13 protein-coding genes are annotated in these 19,397 nt (G+C 62.0%); 5 read left to right on the forward strand and 8 right to left on the reverse strand.

From position 1 onward, the window contains the following. Window positions 1-38: 38 nt before the first annotated feature. Complete coding sequence (gene ppsA, locus INS93_RS07145; protein ID WP_192980841.1) at window positions 39-2,411, reverse strand: phosphoenolpyruvate synthase; 2,373 nt, start codon at window positions 2,409-2,411, stop codon at window positions 39-41. Here ppsA and INS93_RS24665 point away from each other — a divergent pair. Together INS93_RS24665 and ppsR are read left to right on the forward strand one after the other, a co-directional pair. Beyond that, entirely contained in the window at window positions 2,358-2,555 is a 198-nt protein-coding gene (locus INS93_RS24665) for a hypothetical protein (RefSeq protein ID WP_226945369.1), read from the forward strand. The two genes, ppsA and INS93_RS24665, sit on opposite strands and share 54 nt — an antisense overlap. Before the next feature lie 36 nt (window positions 2,556-2,591). Beyond that, window positions 2,592-3,410: a pyruvate, water dikinase regulatory protein gene (gene ppsR, locus INS93_RS07150; protein ID WP_017676811.1), complete on the forward strand. Its 819-nt coding sequence runs from the start codon at window positions 2,592-2,594 to the stop codon at window positions 3,408-3,410. 66 nt (window positions 3,411-3,476) lie between these two features. On the opposite strand, the gene prpF is transcribed toward ppsR, so the two are convergent. From prpF to INS93_RS07175, 5 genes are all read right to left on the reverse strand, one after another. Further along, window positions 3,477-4,676, reverse strand: a complete 1,200-nt coding sequence (gene prpF / locus INS93_RS07155) for a 2-methylaconitate cis-trans isomerase PrpF (RefSeq protein WP_192980842.1) — start codon at window positions 4,674-4,676, stop codon at window positions 3,477-3,479. Window positions 4,677-4,886: 210 nt separating this feature from the next. Then, window positions 4,887-7,496: a Fe/S-dependent 2-methylisocitrate dehydratase AcnD gene (acnD, locus tag INS93_RS07160; protein WP_192980996.1), complete on the reverse strand. Its 2,610-nt coding sequence runs from the start codon at window positions 7,494-7,496 to the stop codon at window positions 4,887-4,889. Between the two features lie 14 nt (window positions 7,497-7,510). Then, window positions 7,511-8,671 (reverse strand): bifunctional 2-methylcitrate synthase/citrate synthase, encoded by a 1,161-nt coding sequence (gene prpC, locus INS93_RS07165; RefSeq protein ID WP_192980843.1) that lies wholly within the window; start codon window positions 8,669-8,671, stop codon window positions 7,511-7,513. A 185-nt stretch (window positions 8,672-8,856) separates the two neighbouring features. Continuing rightward, window positions 8,857-9,744 carry a methylisocitrate lyase gene (gene prpB / locus INS93_RS07170; RefSeq protein WP_160017983.1) on the reverse strand — a complete coding sequence of 296 codons (888 nt, stop codon included), beginning with the start codon at window positions 9,742-9,744 and terminating at the stop codon, window positions 8,857-8,859. After that, window positions 9,741-10,478: a GntR family transcriptional regulator gene (locus tag INS93_RS07175; RefSeq protein WP_192980844.1), complete on the reverse strand. Its 738-nt coding sequence runs from the start codon at window positions 10,476-10,478 to the stop codon at window positions 9,741-9,743. Before INS93_RS07175 ends, prpB begins: the two co-directional genes overlap by 4 nt. A 305-nt stretch (window positions 10,479-10,783) precedes the next feature. Between INS93_RS07175 and INS93_RS07180 the strand changes: the two genes are divergently transcribed. Genes INS93_RS07180 through INS93_RS07190 form a run of 3 tightly spaced genes read left to right on the forward strand, consistent with a single transcriptional unit; the run spans window position 10,784 to window position 13,843 of the window. Next, window positions 10,784-11,320 carry an ATP-dependent zinc protease gene (locus tag INS93_RS07180; RefSeq protein WP_192980997.1) on the forward strand — a complete coding sequence of 179 codons (537 nt, stop codon included), beginning with the start codon at window positions 10,784-10,786 and terminating at the stop codon, window positions 11,318-11,320. Between the two features lie 5 nt (window positions 11,321-11,325). Then, a complete protein-coding gene (locus INS93_RS07185) occupies window positions 11,326-12,852 on the forward strand; it encodes an inactive transglutaminase family protein (RefSeq protein WP_160017981.1) in 1,527 nt (508 codons plus the stop codon). Window positions 12,853-12,856: 4 nt separating this feature from the next. Next, on the forward strand, window positions 12,857-13,843 hold the full coding sequence (locus tag INS93_RS07190; protein WP_160017980.1) for an alpha-L-glutamate ligase-like protein: 987 nt from the start codon (window positions 12,857-12,859) through the stop codon (window positions 13,841-13,843). 90 nt (window positions 13,844-13,933) lie between these two features. On the opposite strand, the gene INS93_RS07195 is transcribed toward INS93_RS07190, so the two are convergent. Beyond that, on the reverse strand, window positions 13,934-16,657 hold the full coding sequence (locus INS93_RS07195) for a LuxR C-terminal-related transcriptional regulator (protein ID WP_192980845.1): 2,724 nt from the start codon (window positions 16,655-16,657) through the stop codon (window positions 13,934-13,936). Then, the gene (locus INS93_RS07200; RefSeq protein ID WP_226945372.1) at window positions 16,654-19,368 is read right to left on the reverse strand and encodes a LuxR C-terminal-related transcriptional regulator; all 2,715 of its coding nucleotides are present in this window, start codon (window positions 19,366-19,368) and stop codon (window positions 16,654-16,656) included. The genes INS93_RS07195 and INS93_RS07200 overlap by 4 nt, the downstream gene beginning before the upstream one ends. Between the last annotated feature and the right edge of the window lie 29 nt (window positions 19,369-19,397).

A 19,397-nucleotide genomic window follows, 5' to 3' on the forward strand; every position in this document is an offset into this window, starting at 1 on the left:
GCGGGATCAACCCGCCCTTTCTGGATCGATCACAGACCTCAGGCAGGCTGAGTCTCAGCCAGGAAGAACCAGGTATCGAGTACCGAGTCAGGGTTCAGCGACACGCTCTCGATGCCCTGCTCCATCAGCCACTTGGCCAGATCCGGGTGGTCCGACGGACCCTGGCCGCAGATACCGATGTACTTGCCAGCCTTGTTGCAGGCGGAGATGGCATTGGCCAGCAGCTTCTTCACCGCAGGGTTACGCTCGTCGAACAGGTGAGCGACGATACCGGAGTCACGATCCAGGCCCAGGGTCAACTGGGTCAGGTCGTTGGAGCCGATGGAGAAGCCATCGAAGAACTCGAGGAACTCCTCAGCCAGGATGGCGTTGGACGGCAGCTCGCACATCATGATGACTTTCAGGCCATCCTGACCGCGGGCCAGACCATTGCTGGCCAGCAACTCGACCACTTGCGATGCCTCGCCCAGGGTGCGCACGAACGGCACCATGATCTCGACGTTGGTCAGCCCCATCTCGTTGCGCACCTTCTTCAGTGCGCGGCATTCCAGCTCGAAGCAGTCGCGGAAGGATTCGCTGATATAGCGCGACGCACCACGGAAGCCCAGCATCGGGTTCTCTTCTTCCGGCTCGTACAGCTTGCCGCCGATCAGGTTGGCGTATTCGTTGGACTTGAAGTCCGACAGGCGCACGATGACTTTCTTCGGCCAGAAGGCTGCGGCCAGGGTGCTGATACCCTCGACCAGCTTCTCGACGTAGAAATCGACCGGATCACCGTAACCGGCGATGCGCTTCTCAACGCTGTCCTTGATCTCCGGCGGCAGGCTGGAGAAGTTCAGCAACGCTTTCGGGTGCACGCCGATCATGCGGTTGATGATGAATTCCAGGCGGGCCAGGCCTACGCCTTCGTTCGGCAGTTGAGCGAAATCGAAAGCGCGATCCGGGTTGCCGACGTTCATCATGATCTTGAACGGCAGATCCGGCATGGCGTCGACCGAGTTCTTGCGGATGTCGAAGCCCAGCTCGCCCTCGAAGATAAAACCGGTATCGCCTTCGGCGCAGGATACGGTAACGCCCTGGCCATCCTTCAGCATCTGGGTGGCGTTGCCGCAACCGACCACGGCCGGAATGCCCAGCTCACGAGCGATGATCGCCGCGTGACAGGTGCGGCCGCCGCGGTTGGTGACGATGGCGCTGGCGCGCTTCATCACCGGCTCCCAGTCCGGGTCGGTCATGTCGGAGACCAGCACATCGCCCGGCTGCACCTTGTCCATTTCGGATACGTCATGAATCACGCGTACCTTGCCGGCGCCGATGCGCTGACCGATGGCGCGGCCTTCGACCAGCACGGTGCCTTTCTCTTTCAGCAGGTAGCGCTCCATCACGGTGGCGCTGGCGCGGCTTTTGACGGTTTCCGGGCGAGCCTGCACGATGTACAGCTTGCCGTCGTCACCGTCCTTGGCCCATTCGATGTCCATCGGACGACCGTAATGTTTCTCGATGATCAGCGCCTGCCTGGCCAACTCGCTGACCTCGGCGTCGGTGATGCAGAAGCGCGCGCGCTCGGCGCGATCGACTTCTACGGTTTTCACCGAGCGACCCGCCTTGGCTTCGTCGCCGTAGATCATCTTGATCGCCTTGCTGCCCAGGTTGCGGCGCAGGATCGCCGGACGGCCGGCTTCCAGAGTTGGCTTGTGCACGTAGAACTCGTCAGGGTTCACCGCGCCCTGAACGACGGTCTCACCGAGACCGTAAGCGCCGGTGATGAACACGACGTCACGGAAGCCGGACTCGGTGTCCAGGGTGAACATCACACCGGCGGTACCGGTTTCCGAACGCACCATGCGCTGCACGCCGGCAGACAGGGCGACCAGCTTGTGGTCGAAGCCCTGGTGCACGCGGTAAGCGATGGCACGGTCGTTGAACAGGGAAGCGAAGACTTCCTTGGCAGCGCGAATCACGTTGTCCACGCCGCGGATATTGAGGAAGGTTTCCTGCTGGCCGGCAAAGGAAGCGTCCGGCAGGTCTTCGGCAGTGGCGGAGGAACGCACGGCCACGGCCATGTTGTCGTTGCCGGCGCTCATGGTGGCAAAGGCTTCGCGGATCTGCTTGTCCAGCTCGGCCGGGAACTCGGCGTCCATTACCCACTGGCGAATCTGCGCACCGGTCTTGGCCAGGGCGTTGACGTCATCGACATCGAGCGCGTCAAGCGCTGCGTGGATCTGCGCATTCAGGCCGCTTTGCTCGAGAAAATCGCGGTAGGCCTGAGCCGTAGTGGCGAAACCACCGGGAACCGAGACACCGGCGCCGGCCAGGTTACTGATCATCTCGCCGAGGGATGCGTTCTTGCCCCCCACATGCTCAACATCATGATTGCCGAGCTTATCGAGGGAAACTACGTACTCTACCAAGGTGATCTCTCCACTAACTGTATTGGAAAAGCTCAGTGGGCTGCGCAATGTCGAACGACCGAGGTCGCGCGATTGTGGCCTTGCCCTTGTATAAGTAACAATGCCGAACCCGGTGGGCCCGGCGCAAAACGCGGCCTATCATAGCCAAGAATCGAACTCAGCTTAAGGCCTTTGGCGCAAATGAAACGAACCGCTTTCTTCATCTCCGACGGCACCGGCATCACGGCCGAAACCTTGGGCCAGAGCCTGCTCGCACAGTTCGAGAACATTCAGTTCACCAAACTGACACGCCCTTATATCGACAGCATCGAAAAAGCGCGCGCCATGGTACAACAAATCGATGCAGCCGCTGAAAGGGACGGCGCCCGTCCGATCATCTTCGACACCATCGTCAACCGCGATATTCGTGCGATCCTCGATACCGCCAATGGTTTCATGATCGATATTTTCTCGACCTTCCTGTCGCCACTGGAGCAGGAGCTGAGCTCGCACTCCTCCTACTCGGTCGGCAAGTCGCACTCCATCGGCCAGCACTCCAACTACATGGAGCGCATCGAGGCGGTCAACTTCGCCCTCGACAACGATGATGGCGCTCGCACCCATTATTACGACAAGGCCGACCTGATCCTGGTCGGCGTGTCGCGCTGCGGCAAGACGCCTACCTGTCTGTACATGGCCATGCAATACGGCATCCGCGCCGCCAACTACCCGCTGACCGAAGACGACATGGAGCGCCTGCAGCTCCCAGACTCACTGAAAAAGTACCGCGACAAACTGTTCGGCCTGACCATCGACCCGGATCGCCTCACCGCCATCCGCCACGAGCGCAAGCCCAACAGCCGCTACGCCAGCTTCGCCCAGTGCGAGTTCGAAGTCCGCGAGGTGGAAGGCCTGTTCCGCCGCGAAAATATTGCCTTCATCAACTCCACGCATTTCTCGGTCGAGGAAATTTCGGCCAAGATCCTGGTGGAAAAAGGTGTTGAACGCCGCCTTAAGTAAATCTCTCAACCATCTGTTTTAAAAGAGAAAAGGCTCACAACTTCGAGCCTTTTCTAGCTTAGGGATTCAGAAACTCTCACCCGGAATCCGCACCCAGCCTTCCATCAGGATGCGCGCGCTGCGGCTCATCACGGCCTTGGTCACTGTCCATTGGCCGTCGACCCGTTTGGCCTGAGCACCCACGCGCAAGGTGCCGGATGGATGGCCGAAACGCACTGCCTCACGCTCGCCGCCACCAGCGGCCAGGTTGACCAGCGTGCCCGGAATCGCCGCCGCCGTGCCAATGGCCACGGCGCAGGTGCCCATCATCGCGTGGTGGAGCTTGCCCATCGACAGCGCGCGCACCAGCAAATCGACCTCGCCGGCCTTGACCTCCTTGCCGCTGGAGGTGCGATAGTCCTTGGGAGGACTGACGAAGGCGATCTTCGGGGTGTGCTGACGTGTCGCAGCCTCCTCGGCCGTTTTGATCAGCCCCATGCGCAGCGCACCGGCAACGCGGATCTGCTCGAAACGCGCCAGTTGCGCCGGGTCGCCATTGATGGCTTCGCGCAGTTCGGTGCCCTGGTAACCGATGTCCTCGGCATTGACGAAAATCGTCGGGATGCCGGCGGTGATCATCGTCGCCTTCAAAGTGCCCCCCTCTACAACATCAGCCGGCACTTCGAGGTCATCGACCAGGTTGCCGGTGGGGAACATCGAACCTCCCTCCTCGCCATCGTCGGACGGATCGAGGAACTCCAGCACGATCTCCGCAGCTGGAAAGGTCACGCCATCGAGTTCGAAGTCGCCGGTTTCCTGCACCTGCCCGTTGCTGATCGGCACATGGGCGATGATGGTTTTCCGGATATTGGCCTGCCAGATGCGCACCACGCAGGAGCCGTTGTCGGGAATCCGCGCAGGATCGACCAGGCCGGCATGAATGGCGAAAGCGCCAGCCGCGGTGGACAGGTTGCCGCAGTTGCCGCTCCAGTCGACAAAGGCCTTGTCGATGGAGACCTGACCGTAGAGGTAGTCGACATCGTGATCAGGCTGGCTGCTTCTCGACAGAATCACGCATTTGGAGGTGCTCGAAGTGGCGCCGCCCATGCCGTCGATCTGCGCCGAGTACGGATCGGGGCTGCCGATCACGCGCATGAACAGCCTGTCGCGCGCCTCACCCGGCACCTGGCAACGCTCAGGCAGATCCTGCAAACGGAAGAACACACCCTTGCTGGTACCACCACGCATGTAGGTGGCAGGGATTTTAACTTGCGGCAGATAAGCCATAGCTGCAGTCCTGAAAAAGTAGCCCGGATGCAATCCGGGATCGAATCATTTAGCCTTGCCCCGGATTTCATCCGGGCTACGCGCTTGTCTCCCCTCTCCCGCTTGCGGGAGAGGGGCCGGGGGAGAGGGTCTATCAGACAATACCGAGCCGCCTGCACCACCCTATCCCCAGCCCTCTCCCATGAATGGGAGAGGGAGTAGACCACGCCATTAAGCCACCGCGCCTTCGAGGAAGTCCTTGGCGAAGCGCTGCAGTACACCGCCGGCCTTGTACACGCTGACGTCGGCCGCAGTGTCCAGGCGGCAGGTCACCGATACGCGCAGCACCTCGCCGTTGCGGCGATTGACCACCAGGGTCAGGTCGCAGCGCGGCGAAATCTCGCCCTCGACGTCATAGGTTTCGGTGCCATCCAGGCCCAGGGTCAGGCGCGTGGTGCCTGGCTTGAACTCCACCGGCAACACCCCCATGCCCACCAGGTTGGTGCGGTGGATGCGCTCGAAGCCTTCGGCGACGATCACTTCCACGCCTGCCAGGCGCACGCCCTTGGCTGCCCAGTCGCGCGACGAACCCTGGCCGTAGTCGGCGCCGGCGACGATGATCAGGTTCTGCTTGCGGTTCATGTAGGTCTCGATGGCCTCCCACATGCGCATCACCTGGCCCTCGGGCTCGACACGGGCCAGCGAACCCTTCCTCACTTGCCCGTCGACCACGGCCATTTCGTTGACCAGTTGCGGGTTGGCGAAGGTGGCGCGCTGTGCGGTCAAATGGTCGCCCCGGTGAGTCGCGTAAGAGTTGAAGTCCTCTTCCGGCAGGCCCATTTTCGCCAGGTACTCACCGGCGGCCGAGTCCGCGAGAATGGCGTTGGACGGCGACAGGTGGTCGGTGGTGATGTTGTCCGGCAGGATCGCCAGCGGGCGCATGCCCTTGAGCGTACGCTCACCGGCCAGCGCGCCTTCCCAGTACGGCGGACGGCGGATGTAGGTGGACATCGGCCGCCAGTCGTACAGCGGGCTTTCCGCTTCCTGCACACTGCCCAGATCGAACATGGGGATATAGATCTGTTTGAACTGCTCGGGCTTGACCGACGCAGCGACTATGGCGTCGATCTCCTCGTCGCTCGGCCACAGATCCTTGAGCGTGACCGGATTGCCGGCAGTGTCGGTGCCCAACACATCCTGCTCGATATCGAAGCGCACGGTGCCGGCAATCGCATAGGCCACCACCAGCGGCGGCGAAGCCAGGAAGGCCTGCTTGGCGTAAGGATGAATGCGCCCGTCGAAGTTGCGGTTGCCGGAGAGTACGGCGGTGGCATACAGGTCGCGGTCGATGATTTCCTTCTGGATCACAGGATCGAGCGCGCCGGACATGCCGTTACAGGTGGTGCAGGCGTAGGCGACGATGCCGAAGCCGAGTTGCTCCAGCTCCTGCAGCAGGCCAGCCTCTTCCAGGTACAGCTTGGCGACCTTCGAACCAGGAGCGAAGGAGGTCTTGACCCAAGGCTTGCGCACCAGGCCCAGCGCGTTGGCCTTCTTCGCCACCAGCCCGGCGGCGATGACGTTGCGCGGGTTGGAGGTATTGGTGCAACTGGTGATGGCGGCGATGATCACCGCGCCATCGGGCATCAGCCCCTGGGCTTCCTCGCCCTTGCCGGCTTGCAGCTTGGCCTCATCAGCGATGCCGCGCTCGGCCAGCGCAGAAGTGGGCAGGCGGCGATGCGGGTTGCTCGGGCCGGCCATGTTGCGCACGACGCTGCCCAGGTCGAAGCGCAGCACACGCTCGTACTCGGCGGTTTTCAGCGCGTCGCTCCACAGGCCGAGGGTCTTGGCGTAGTTCTCAACCAATGCGACCTGCTCCGGCTCGCGACCGGTGAGCTTGAGGTAGTCGATGGTCTGGCCGTCGATGTAGAACATCGAGGCGGTAGCACCGTATTCCGGGCACATGTTGGAGATGGTCGCGCGATCGCCGATGGACAGGCTGTCCGCCCCTTCGCCGAAGAACTCGACCCAGGCGCCCACGACCCTTTCCTTGCGCAGGAACTCGGTGATGGCCAGGACGATGTCGGTGGCGGTGATGCCGGGTTGGCGCTTGCCGGTCAGCTCGACGCCGACGATATCAGGCAGGCGCATCATCGACGGATGGCCGAGCATCACGGTCTCGGCTTCCAGGCCGCCGACACCGATGGCGATCACGCCAAGCGCGTCCACGTGCGGCGTGTGCGAGTCAGTGCCAACACAGGTGTCGGGGAACGCCACGCCACCGCGTGCCTGGATCACCGGGCTCATTTTCTCCAGGTTGATCTGGTGCATGATGCCGTTGCCAGCCGGGATCACATCGACGTTCTTGAACGCGGTCTTGGTCCAGTCAATGAAGTGGAAGCGGTCCTCGTTGCGACGATCCTCGATGGCGCGGTTCTTCTCGAAGGCGTCCGGGTCGAAGCCCGGCGCCTCGACGGCCAGGGAGTGGTCGACGATCAACTGAGTCGGCACCACCGGATTGACCTTGGCCGGGTCACCGCCCTGCTCGGCGATGGCATCACGCAGGCCGGCCAGGTCGACCAGCGCGGTCTGGCCAAGGATGTCATGGCAGACCACGCGCGCTGGGTACCAGGGAAAGTCCAGGTCGCGCTTGCGATGGACCAGTTGCTCCAGCGAGGCAGTCAGATCCTGCGGATCGCAGCGGCGCACCAGCTGCTCTGCCAGCACGCGCGAGGTGTAGGGCAGCTTGCTCCAGGCGCCACTCTGGATCGCCTCGACCGCCTCGCGGGCGTCGAAGTAATCCAGCGCGGTGCCAGGCAGGCGCTTGCGGTATTGGCTATTCAGGGTGTCATTCATGGTTATTTGCGCTCCTCGAGCGGCACGAACTTCAGGTCTTCGGGGCCTGTGTAGTTGGCGCTCGGGCGGATGATCTTGCCGTCGATGCGTTGCTCGATGACGTGCGCCGACCAGCCGGCGGTGCGGGCGATGACGAACAGCGGAGTGAACATGGCGGTGGGCACGCCCATCATGTGGTAGCTCACGGCACTGAACCAATCGAGGTTGGGGAACATCTTCTTGATGTCCCACATGACACTCTCCAGGCGCTCGGCAATGTCATACATCTTGGTGTTGCCCTGCTCCACGGACAGCTCGCGAGCCACTTCCTTGATCACCTTGTTGCGCGGGTCGCTGACGGTGTAGACCGGATGACCGAAGCCGATCACCACTTCCTTGCGCCCTACCCGCTCACGAATGTCGGCCTCGGCCTCGTCCGGGCTGTCGTAGCGCTTCTGCACTTCGAAGGCCACCTCGTTGGCGCCGCCGTGTTTCGGTCCGCGCAACGCACCGATGGCGCCGGCGATGCAAGAAAACAGGTCGGAGCCAGTGCCGGCGATCACCCGCGAGGTGAAAGTGGAGGCATTGAATTCGTGCTCGGCATACAGGTTCAGCGAGGTGTGCATGGCGCGTACCCAGGACTCGCGCGGCTTCTCGCCATGCAGCAGGTGCAGGAAGTGACCACCGATGGAGTCGTCGTCGGTTTCGACGTCGATGCGCTTGCCGTTGTGACTGTAGTGGTACCAGTACAGCAAAGCAGAGCCCAGGGAGGCCATGAGTTTGTCGGCGATATCGCGGGCGCCCGGATGGTTGTGGTCGTCCTTCTCCGGCGCCAGACAACCGAGCACGGACACGGCGGTGCGCATCACGTCCATCGGGTGCGCCGAGGGCGGCAGTTGCTCAAGCGCCGCCTTGACCCCGGCCGGCAGGCCGCGCAGGGCCTTGAGCTTGGCCTTGTAGCCAGCCAGCTCGGCGACATTGGGCAGCTTGCCGTGCACCAGCAGGTGGGCGATCTCCTCGAACTCGCAGCGGTTGGCGAAATCGAGCACGTCATAGCCACGGTAGTGCAGGTCATTGCCGGTGCGGCCAACAGTGCACAGGGCGGTGTTGCCGGCGGCGGTACCGCTCAGGGCGACGGATTTCTTCGGCTTGAAGCCGGGGGTGGTGGTTTCGGTGGTGCTCATCGCTATCTCCTCGACTCTTTTTGTTCTGCTGTGCTCTGGGTAGGGTGGGCCAGGCGGCGATCCGCATCAGCGCACCAGCAGCGCTGATGCGGTGGGCTGAAGCCCACCCTACTTGCTACGCGCGTGGCCCGGAGGCAATCCGACAACCACGATAACCATTCCCGGATTGCATCCTGGCTACGGCCTTACTTCTTGCTGGCGGCGAACAGCGCATCGAGCTTCTGCTCGAAGGCGTGATAGCCGATGCGGTCGTAGAGTTCGGCACGAGTCTGCATCAGCTCGATCACATCCTTCTGGTGGCCGTTCTGGCGGATCGAGGTGTAGACACTTTCCGCCGCCTTGTTCGCCGCGCGAAAGGCCGACAGCGGGTAGAGCTGGATGGCCACGCCGACCGAGGCCAGCTCGTCACGGGTGAACAGCGGCGTGGCACCGAATTCGGTGATGTTGGCCAGCACCGGCACGTTCAGCTCCTTGACGAAACGCGCGTAGGTCGGCAGGTCGTAGGCAGCCTCGGCGAAGATGCCATCGGCTCCAGCTTCGACGTAGCGCTTGCAGCGTTCAATGGCGGCATCGACGCCCTCGGCCTGGATGGCGTCGGTGCGGGCGATGAGGAAGAAGTCCGGGTCGGTCTTGGCATCGGCGGCGGCCTTCACGCGGTCGACCATCTCCTCGCAGGAGACGATCTCCTTGCCCGGACGATGGCCGCAGCGCTTGGCGCCGACCTGATCTTCGATGTGCGCGGCAGCGGCGCCGGCCTTGATCAGGTTCTTGATGGTGCGCTCGATATTGAAGGCGCTGGGGCCGAAGCCGGTGTCGATGTCCACCAGCAGCGGCAGGTCACAGACATCGGTGATGCGGCGCACGTCGGTGAGCACATCATCCAGGGTGTTGATGCCCAGGTCCGGCAGGCCGAGCGAGCCAGCCGCCACGCCGCCACCGGAGAGATAGATGGCGCGGAAACCGGCGCGCTTGGCCAGCAGGGCATGATTGGCATTGATCGCACCGATCACCTGCAGAGGACTTTCTTCGGCGAGGGCCTGGCGGAAACGCTGGCCGGCGGAAAGCTGGGTCATGAATCACCTCGGGTCTTGGATGAAGTGGCGAGCGCTTCCTGTCCGCTTTGGGAAACGTAGTGGCGCTCGATATTGCGCTTGGAGGCGCCGATGTGGCGGCGCATCAGCAATTCGGCCAGTTCGCCGTCACGGCCTTCGATGGCATCGAGAATGCGGTGATGCTCGGCGAAGGCCTGGTGCGGCCGATTGGGCGTAGCGGAGAACTGCAGGCGGTACATGCGCACCAGCTGGTACAGCTCGTCGCACAACAGCTTGGCCAGGGTACGGTTACCGCTGCCCTGGATGATTCGGTAGTGGAAGTCGAAGTCGCCTTCCTGCTGGTAATAGCCGACACCGGCCTTGAAGGCGGCGTCCTGCTCGTGCAGCTCCAGCACCCGGCGCAGTTCGTCGATCTCATGCTGGGTCATGCGCTCGGCGGCCAGGCGGCAAGCCATGCCTTCGAGCGACTCGCGAATCTCGTACAGCTCGACCAACTCGGCATGACTGAGCGACACCACGCGCGCGCCCACATGCGGCACTCGCACCAGTAGCTTCTGCCCTTCCAGACGGTGAATGGCTTCGCGTAGCGGGCCACGACTGATGCCATAGGTGCGCGCCAGCTCGGGCTCGGAGATCTTGCTGCCCGGAGCGATCTCGCCCTTGACGATGGCCGCCTGGATAAGGCGAAAGACATGTTCGGAAAGCGTTTCCGAATCCACCTGCGACACTGTGGATACATCCGATTCGAGCAGCACGATTGTCGACACCAATGGCTTTTACTGAGGCTAAAACTACGCTCTAAAGCTGAATACGTCAAAGCAGACCAAAGTATTGTCGACAATGCATCGGGATTACCCAGCCAAGCAAGCCGCAACTCTACTTTCAGAAAGCTACATAAGCGTCTGTCAGCACGGAAAATCCCCATGTTAGAATCCGCCCGTTCACGCCCAGCCATCGCCTCTTGCCATGCCTGCTAGACTTCATGGCAAATAGTTGTATGGCAGGATGCCGCCAGATGCGGCCCTCCATCCCGCCCCTGGCAATACCTTCTCAAGGACACATGAGACTGAAATCCTTCTCTTTGCTGATCTGCCTGCTGACCTTGTCCTGCCCGACTCTGGCCATGGGCAAGGCAATCTATGGTCTGAACGAATATATCCACTTAGAAGAACTGGACCTGCAGGTAGCCGCCAAACTCGATACCGGTGCCAAAACTGCGTCCTTGAGCGCCCGCGATATCAAACGTTTCAAGCGTGACGGAGAAACCTGGGTGCGTTTCGTGCTGGCCATAGACGATGCCCACGAGCGCACCATAGAGCGTCCGCTGGCGCGTATCAGCAAGATCAAACGCCGTGCTGGCGACTTCGACCCCGATGAAGGCAAGACCTACACGGCACGCCCGGTAATCGACCTTGAACTGTGCATGGGCAAGACCCTGCGCACGATCGAAGTGAACTTGACCGACCGAAGCGCATTCCAATACCCGCTTCTGATCGGCTCCGAAGCGCTCAAGCACTTTGAAGCCATGGTCGATCCAAGCCTTAAATATGCAGCCGGCAAACCCGACTGCACCAATGACGCAACCCCTGGCGAGTAATTCCCATGCGCTCTCTGAACCTGCATCTGAAAGTCCTGATCACCCTCCTGGTGGCCCTGGGCGTTCTGATTACGGCATACCAAATCTTCATTCTCGGCATTCCGGTGACCGAGGACGAGACCGACGACCTGTGGAACATCGATGCCAAGGTCGAATTCCAGGCGACGCCGCGTGAGCCGGTGAAGCTGCAGATGTTCGTGCCGCCACTGAACCAGGATTACGTAAGCCTCAACGAGAGCTTCATCTCCAACAATTACGGCGTCAGTGTCAACCGTGTCGACGGCAACCGCCGTGTCACCTGGTCGGCACGCCGTGCCAATGGCAAACAGACCCTCTACTATCGCCTGGTACTGACCAAGCGTTACAGCGGCGAGCAGGCACCTGCAAAAGGCCCGATCTTCCGCGACAGCATCCCGGTCGAAGGCCCTGAGAAGATCGCAGCCGAAGCCCTGCTGGCACCGATTCGCCAGCACTCGGCGGATGTCGAGACCTTCATCAGCGAAACCATCAAGCGCGCCAACAACGTCAACGACGACAACGTGAAGCTGCTGCTCGGTGGTGATGCCTCCACCGCCAACAAGGCCAAGGTCGTCGATCTACTGTTGTCCATTGCCCACGTGCCGATGGAGCGCGTACACACCATTCGCCTGCAGGCCGAGGTCGCTCAGTCGCCGGAGTTGTGGCTGCGTAGTTTCAATGGCCAGAAATGGCTGTACTTCAACCCGGAATCCGGTGAGCAAGGCCTGCCGGAAGACCGCCTGGTCTGGTGGATCGGCGATAGCGATCTGGTCAGCCTCGAAGGCGGCCGGCAGGCGCAAGTCAGCTTCAGCCTGAACAACAGCGAGATGAACGCCATCCGCCTGGCCAAACTGACCGACGAGAACACCGACGCCAGCTTCCTTGAGTACTCGCTGTACGGCCTGCCGCTGCAGACCCAGCAGACGTTCATGATCATGGTGATGATCCCGATCGGCGTGCTGGTCATCCTGATCCTGCGCAACCTCGGCGGCCTGCAGACCCTGGGTACCTTTACCCCGGTGCTGATCGCCCTCGCCTTCCGCGAAACCCAACTGGGCTTCGGTATCTTCCTGTTCACCGTGATCACCGCGCTCGGGCTGTCGCTACGCTCCTATCTGGAACATCTGAAGCTGCAGATGCTGCCGCGCCTGTCGGTCGTGCTGACCTTCGTCGTGGTACTGATCGCCACCATCAGCCTGTTCAGCCACAAGTTGGGCCTGGAGCGCGGCCTGTCGGTAGCACTGTTCCCGATGGTGATTCTGACCATGACCATCGAGCGTCTGTCGATCACCTGGGAAGAGCGTGGCGGCAGTCATGCGTTCAAGGTCGCCATCGGCACCCTGTTCGCCGCCACCATCGCGCACCTGCTGATGAGTGTGCCGGAGCTGGTGTACTTCGTGTTCACCTTCCCGGCGATCCTGCTGATCCTGGTGGGTTTCATGCTGGCGATGGGTCGTTACCGCGGCTACCGCCTGACCGAACTGTTCCGTTTCAAAGCCTTCCTCAAGGACTAAGACCATGTTCGGCCTGATCAAGACGTGGAAGGCCCTTGAAGCCAAAGGCATCATGGGCATCAACCGACGCAATGCGGACTACGTGCTGAAGTACAACAAACGGCACCTGTACCCCATCGTCGACGACAAGATCATCACCAAGGAGCGGGCCATCGAGGCCGGCATCGATGTGCCCGAGATGTACGGCATCATCGAAACCGAGAAGGGAATCGACAAGCTCGACGAGATCATCGCCGGGCGCACCGATTTCGTCATCAAGCCGGCGCAGGGCGCCGGTGGCGACGGCATCCTGGTGATCGCCGACCGCTTCGAGGATCGCTTCAAGACGGTATCCGGCAAGATCGTCAGCCACGAGGAGCTGGAGCAGCAGATTTCCAGCATCCTCTCCGGCCTGTACTCGCTCGGCGGTCACCGTGACCGCGCGCTGATCGAGTACCGCGTCACCCCGGACACCATCTTCAAGAGCATCAGTTACGAAGGCGTGCCGGACATCCGCATCATCGTGCTGATGGGCTACCCGGTGATGGCCATGCTGCGCCTGCCGACGCGTCAGTCCAACGGCAAGGCCAACTTGCACCAGGGCGCCATCGGCGTGGGTGTAGACCTGGCCACCGGCGTTACCCTGCGCGGCACCTGGCTGAACAACAAGATCAGCAAGCACCCGGACACCACCAACGCGGTGGACGGCGTGCAACTGCCGAACTGGGACGGCTTCATGAAGCTCGCTGCCGGTTGCTACGAGTTGTGTGGCCTGGGTTACATCGGCGTGGACATGGTGCTGGACCAGGACAAGGGTCCGCTGATTCTCGAGCTCAATGCCCGCCCCGGCCTGAACATCCAGATCGCCAACGACTGTGGCCTGACACACCGCGCCCATGCCGTGGAAGCCCGCCTGGAAGAACTGAAAGCCAAGGGCATTCAGGAAAGCGCCGAAGAGCGTGTGCGCTTCTCCCAGGAGTTGTTTGGTCACATCGTCAGCAAGGAAGTCTGACCCGCGAACGTCGTAAGGTGCCGCGGCACCTTACGACTCGCTCAATGCAGCGTCGCAAGTTCGCCTTCCCTCCCTCACCTGCACGTCTTCTCATGCCTCGCTCAGCAGTCCCAGGCTCTTGCCTTTGAGCACTGCTTGCGTACGGCTGCGTACACCCAACCTGGAAAAAAGGTTATGCAGATGCCATTTGATAGTGGCCTCGGACAAGTGCACCGCCTCGGCGATATCGCGATTCGACAGACCCGCTGCCACGAGCCGTAATATCTCCCGCTCGCGATGGCTGACTCCCTGATTTTCCTCGAGGCTTTCAGGATCGATAGCCAACCTGCGGCACTGCTCGCGAAGCATTTCGGCAACGCCCTGCCAGACAGACGCGCGCTTGGGCTCCGCGCGGCTCCAGGCATTCCAGAGCGGCAGCAGCCACAGTGCGTCATCCTGAAACAAGCGGCGATAGCCGCATTGCCAGGCCTCTTCGAGTGTCGCCTGCAAAAGCGCGAAGGCTTTCTCGCTGTTACCTTTGCTCCAGTAAGCCACCGACAGTAGCAAGCTCAGGTGCAGGCGCCGATCACGCTGGTGGTCCGCCCCCTGCTTGGTCAGGCACGCCTCCAGGCTGGCCTGGGCTCTTTCCACCCATTGCTCGCTCAGCGCCAGGCGGGCCTGGCTCAGCGCTAGCGCCGTATGTGCATCGCCATAGCGTTCGATGGGCAGTACAGCGAGATGGCGTTCCAACTGCAGATAGATACGCTGCGCCTCGTTCGGCCTGCGCAGCCACAGCAGGAACTGCACCTTGCAACCCATGGCGATGGCAAATACCCGCTCGTAGCCCGGGCCCTGCAAACCACTCAACCACTCGTCGAGCTCTTCCAGCCCCTGCTCACCGGCACCGGCAAAGAAGCGCGCACGCGCCATGACCAGCTTGCCGCGACTGATCAACTCCACCGGCGTGGCAACATCACGCCAGGTGGTGGCCAGCGGCAGCTCGGCGAGAATCGCAGCGTGCCGATCCTGTTCGTAAAGCAGATCGGCATAGGCCAGTCCGAGCGGACCGCCAACCCGGCTGCGCCGCCCAAACACATGCTCGACCCTTGCCCGTGCGGCCTCGGCCAGGGCGCGACCACGCTCCAGTTCGCCGTACTCCTTGCAGATCAGCGCTTCGATCAGGCTGGCCATCACGTGCAAGTACTCACTTTCGCACTGACGCAGGTTCTCCCGCGCCACGGCAATCGCCTTGGCCGCGTCACCGAACTCACCGAGCAAGGCGAACGCCGCTGCCTGCACACAAGCCAGGCTGGCGCGAAATACCGGCTGATTCTTGGGCACCAGCGCCAGCCAATGACTGGCGACCTTGAGGCAGGCGTCGAGTTTGTCCTGATATAGCAACACCAGCGCCTTGAGCACCTGAGCGGCAGCCAGCAGTTCGATCAGGCCAAAGTGGATGCCCTTGCCGCGCCCTTGCGTCAAGCGTGCGCTGACCTCCTCGATCAACGCCTCGGACTCGGCAAATTTCTGTTCGAAGGCCAGCTGCCAGGCATAGAAAATCTGGAACACCGGCTGCTCATTGATCACCAGCGGTGGAATGTCCTTGAGAATGGCGAGGATGCCGTAGACCCGGTTACCGGCGATCAGACGCGCGCCCTGGCGCTCCAACAGCTCGGCGGCGAAAGCGTAATCGCGAGCGCGCAGGGCGTATTTGATCGACTTGTCGGCCAGATCATGGTTCTCGCACCAGCGCGCAGCGGCGTGCAACAGATGAACCGGGTCGCCGCGCCTGGCCAAGCGTCCCTGAAGGAAGTCGGCAAACAGGTGGTGATAACGGAACCATTCGCCCTGCTCGTCCAGCGCGATCACGAACAGTTGCTCGGCCTGCAGCCTGCGTAGCATGTCGCGACCGTCCTGGCGCCCAGTCAGCGCGTTGCACAACTCGACGTTGAATTCGTCGAGGACCGAGGTCTGGTCGAGAAACAGCTGCACGGTTTCCGGCAGGCTAGCCACCACATCCTCGGCCAGATAATCGGCGATGTTGCGTTCGGTCCCTGACAGGCCAGCGAGAAAGGCCGCGCGATTATGCTGGCGCGGCAAGGCCAGCGCCGCCAGGTGCAACGCGGTGATCCAGCCTTCCGTGCGCGTATACAGCTGGTTGAGTTCGCTTTCCTCAAGCGCAAGACCTTTGATGGTGCGCAGATACGCAGCCGTTTCCGCGCGCGTCAGACGCAGATCCTCGGCCTTGAGCCAGAACGCCCAGGCGCCGAGCAATGGCGGCTCTTCGAGAAAACGCGGTTGATAACGCGTGCTGACCACCAGGCGCACTTGCTTGGGCAGGCGTTCGATCAGATAGCGCGCGCCCTGACCAAGGGATGGATGGCGGATACGGTGAAAGTCGTCGAGCATCAGATAGAGCGTTTCCGACAGGCCTTTCAGATCATCGAGCAGCGCATCTATCACCGCCTCCAGCGGCCAACTGATCTCGCCCTGCAGCAGCGCCGCAGCGTTACCGCCGAAACCGGGACAGACTGCGGCAACCGCCGCAATCAGGTACTGCAGAAACCTCGCCGGTTCACTGTCGCTTTCATCGCACGACAGCCAGGCGACCCGCGTCCCCTGCCCCTGCAAACGACTGCGCAGCTGGCTGAGGACGGTGCTCTTGCCGAAGCCGGCGGGTGCGCTGAGGACGATCAGGCGCTGCTCGCTGGCGTCCAGCAAACGCTCGAGCAAGGCCACCCGCTCCAGCTGCGGCGCGCCCTCGGCATGAGCGGGATACAACTTGGTAAGCAGCAGCGGCGCAGCGGCTTGGCAGGACAAGTTCGGGCTGTTCATGATTCGAGCAGGCTCAGTTCGCGGGCACGGCGGATGGCTTGAGTACGATTACGCACCTTGAGCTTTTCGTAGATGTTGTGCAGGTGCCATTTGACGGTACCCAGGGCCAGCGCCAACTGCTGGCCGATTTCATCATTGGACATGCCCTTGGCGGCCAGACAGACCACCTCGCGCTCGCGCTCGGTCAGCCCCTCCTCCAGAACAACCATGGTGTGAGGCGACTCCTGACCGGGCCAGGCGCTCAACAGACTACGGATGAAAGCCTGCAGCGCCGGCTGGCGTTCGACGGACTCCAACTGCTGCAGCAACTGGCGTATGGCCTCACCTTCCTCGATGAACAGGCTGCGCGCCTCTTCTCGCTCGGCGCTGATCAGGCACTGCACCAGCAGACTCTGCGCGCGCTCCCGATAGCCCAGGCGCTGGTAGCTCAGCGCAGCGAGCAGATCCAGACGCAGCTGATGCAGCCCATGCCGGCCATCCTGCAACTGGCCGCGCAACTGGGTGATCTCATGCAGCGCTTCGCTGAAATAGCCACGCGCCTGCTGCAGACGAACACGGGTCAGGCCGAGCACCCACGGCACCGGGTTGAAACTGCACTGCGTGTAATACCCCGCCAGCTTGCTCCAATCCACCGATTTAAGACGCTGTTCTGCGCGCTTGCTACGGTCGGCCACAGGCTCCTGCAGAATCAGCGCAATCTCCTCGCCCACGGCCTGCACATAGAAGCGCCAGGAATGGTTGCGCGCCGCCAGGTTCTGCATCAGCACCAGGGTCGCGATCGCTTCTTTAGGCGCGTCCTGCTGACGCTGAACCCGCGCCAGGCAAAGCATGGCCTGGGCATACAGGTCGATCGGGTTGATCACATCGACCGTGGCCAAGGCCCAGCGCAGTCGATCCTGCAGACCGTCCAGACGGCCCTGGTGATAGGCGATCAGTGACTCACTGATGGTTGGTAGAACCAGGGCCCGGGACTTCTCACCGAACCAGGGCATCATTCGCGCACGCAACTGCTCAAACAGCAACTGCGCCTGCTTTACCCGCCCCTGCTCCAGACACAGGAGAACGTCCACATTGGCCAACTGCATATCCAGATAACGGCCTTCGAGGAAATGGTTGCGCTGCTGCGCCAGCGCCAGCAACTTGCGCGCATGCTCGGCTTTGCCAAGCATGACGCTGGCCAAGGCGCCAACGGTGAGGATCGCCACTTCGAGAAACGCGGTGTGCTGTCCCAGCTGCGCCTCGATGCGTTGCGCCAGATCGACGCAGGTATCCAGGTCATCCTTCTGCAAGGCGATCACCGCCTTGATCGCCAGAGTTGCCAGCACCTTGTCACTCAACGGCCCGCTCGTGCGCGACTCGGACCAGCGCTCCAGTAGCTCATCGAGCATGCCATTGGCCTCGTTCAGGCCCAGCTCGGCCGCGCGGGTCCAGACATCGGCAAGCACTAACACCGGAAAGCGCGCAGCAATTTCGTCCGGCACATGCTGTCGCCATTTGTAGATGAGGTTGAGCTGTCCGCGATTGATCAGCTCCAGACCGCAGCCGTCGAGCAGCGCGGCCAGCATCTCGGCGTCCTCGGCAAGGCAGGCGTGCTCGATGGCCAGGTTCTGCATGTGGTGGGTGGTGAACCACAGGCTGGCATTGAAATGCAGCTGCTTGAAACGCTCCGGGTCGCGGTCCTTGAGACGGCTACGGAGAAACTCGGCGAACAGATTATGGAAGCGATACCACTGGCGCTCGCGATCCATGGGCAGGAGAAACAGTTGCATGGCCTCCAGCTCTTCCAACAATTGCTGGCCATCCTGGCGCGCGGTCAAAGCATTGACCAGCTCGCCACTGAGCTGCTGCGCCACCCCCAGCGCCAACAGCTGTTCCTGGCGCTCGCCAGGCAACTGCTCGAACACCGAGCGCAGCAAGTAGTCGCCTACCACATTCTTGTCTGCGCCCAACTCGGCCAGGTGCTCAGCCGGTTGCGGGTGGTTGCGCAGCCACAGGCTGGCCAAATGCACCCCAACCACCCAGCCCTCGGTATGACGGTAAAGCGCGCCGAACGTCTCTGGATCGAGCCGCAGGCCGCTGCGCTCCAGATAACCGCGCGTCTCTTCAGGATTGAGTCTGAGCTCATCACTGCCCAGTTCCAGCAACAATCCCTTGGCCCGTAACGTGGCAAGACTCAGGGCGGGCTGCGAACGGCTGCCGATGGCCAGGGTGAAACTCGGCGGCGCCATCTTGACCAGGCGATTGAGTGCGGCGAGCAATTCGCCATCCTGAATCAGATGCAGGTCGTCGAGCACCAGCAGCAGCGGTTCAGAGCGCTGCGACAGATCCACCAGCAGGCTTTCCATCACGGCCTCCACTGGCACGCGCATGGTATTGCGCAGGTAGCCCAGGGCGTAATCACCCAGGCCGGGCAGTGCGCGACCCAATGCTTCGATCAGTTGCTGGAAGAAACGGACCGGCTCATCATCAGCAGAGCCCAACGATAGCCAGGCAACAGCGCTGCCGGCCTGACGACGCTGTTCGACCAGCCTCGCCAACGCGGTGGTCTTGCCAAAGCCAGCAGGAGCACAAAACAGCACGAGGCGGGCATGTGGGTGGGCCGAAAGCGCGGCTTCCACCTGGGGTCTTGCCAAATAGTCCGCAGATGCCTGGGGCGGCGACAGCTTTGAACGCAATAGGCTTCCAGCGGCAGGGCCGATCACTACATCCATGGCCTGGATTCCTTCATTCATTATTGTTT

Origin of the sequence: Pseudomonas sp. EggHat1 (assembly GCF_014892995.1) — a bacterium.
In the GTDB taxonomy this organism is placed as follows: Bacteria; Pseudomonadota; Gammaproteobacteria; order Pseudomonadales; family Pseudomonadaceae; genus Aquipseudomonas; species Aquipseudomonas chaetocerotis.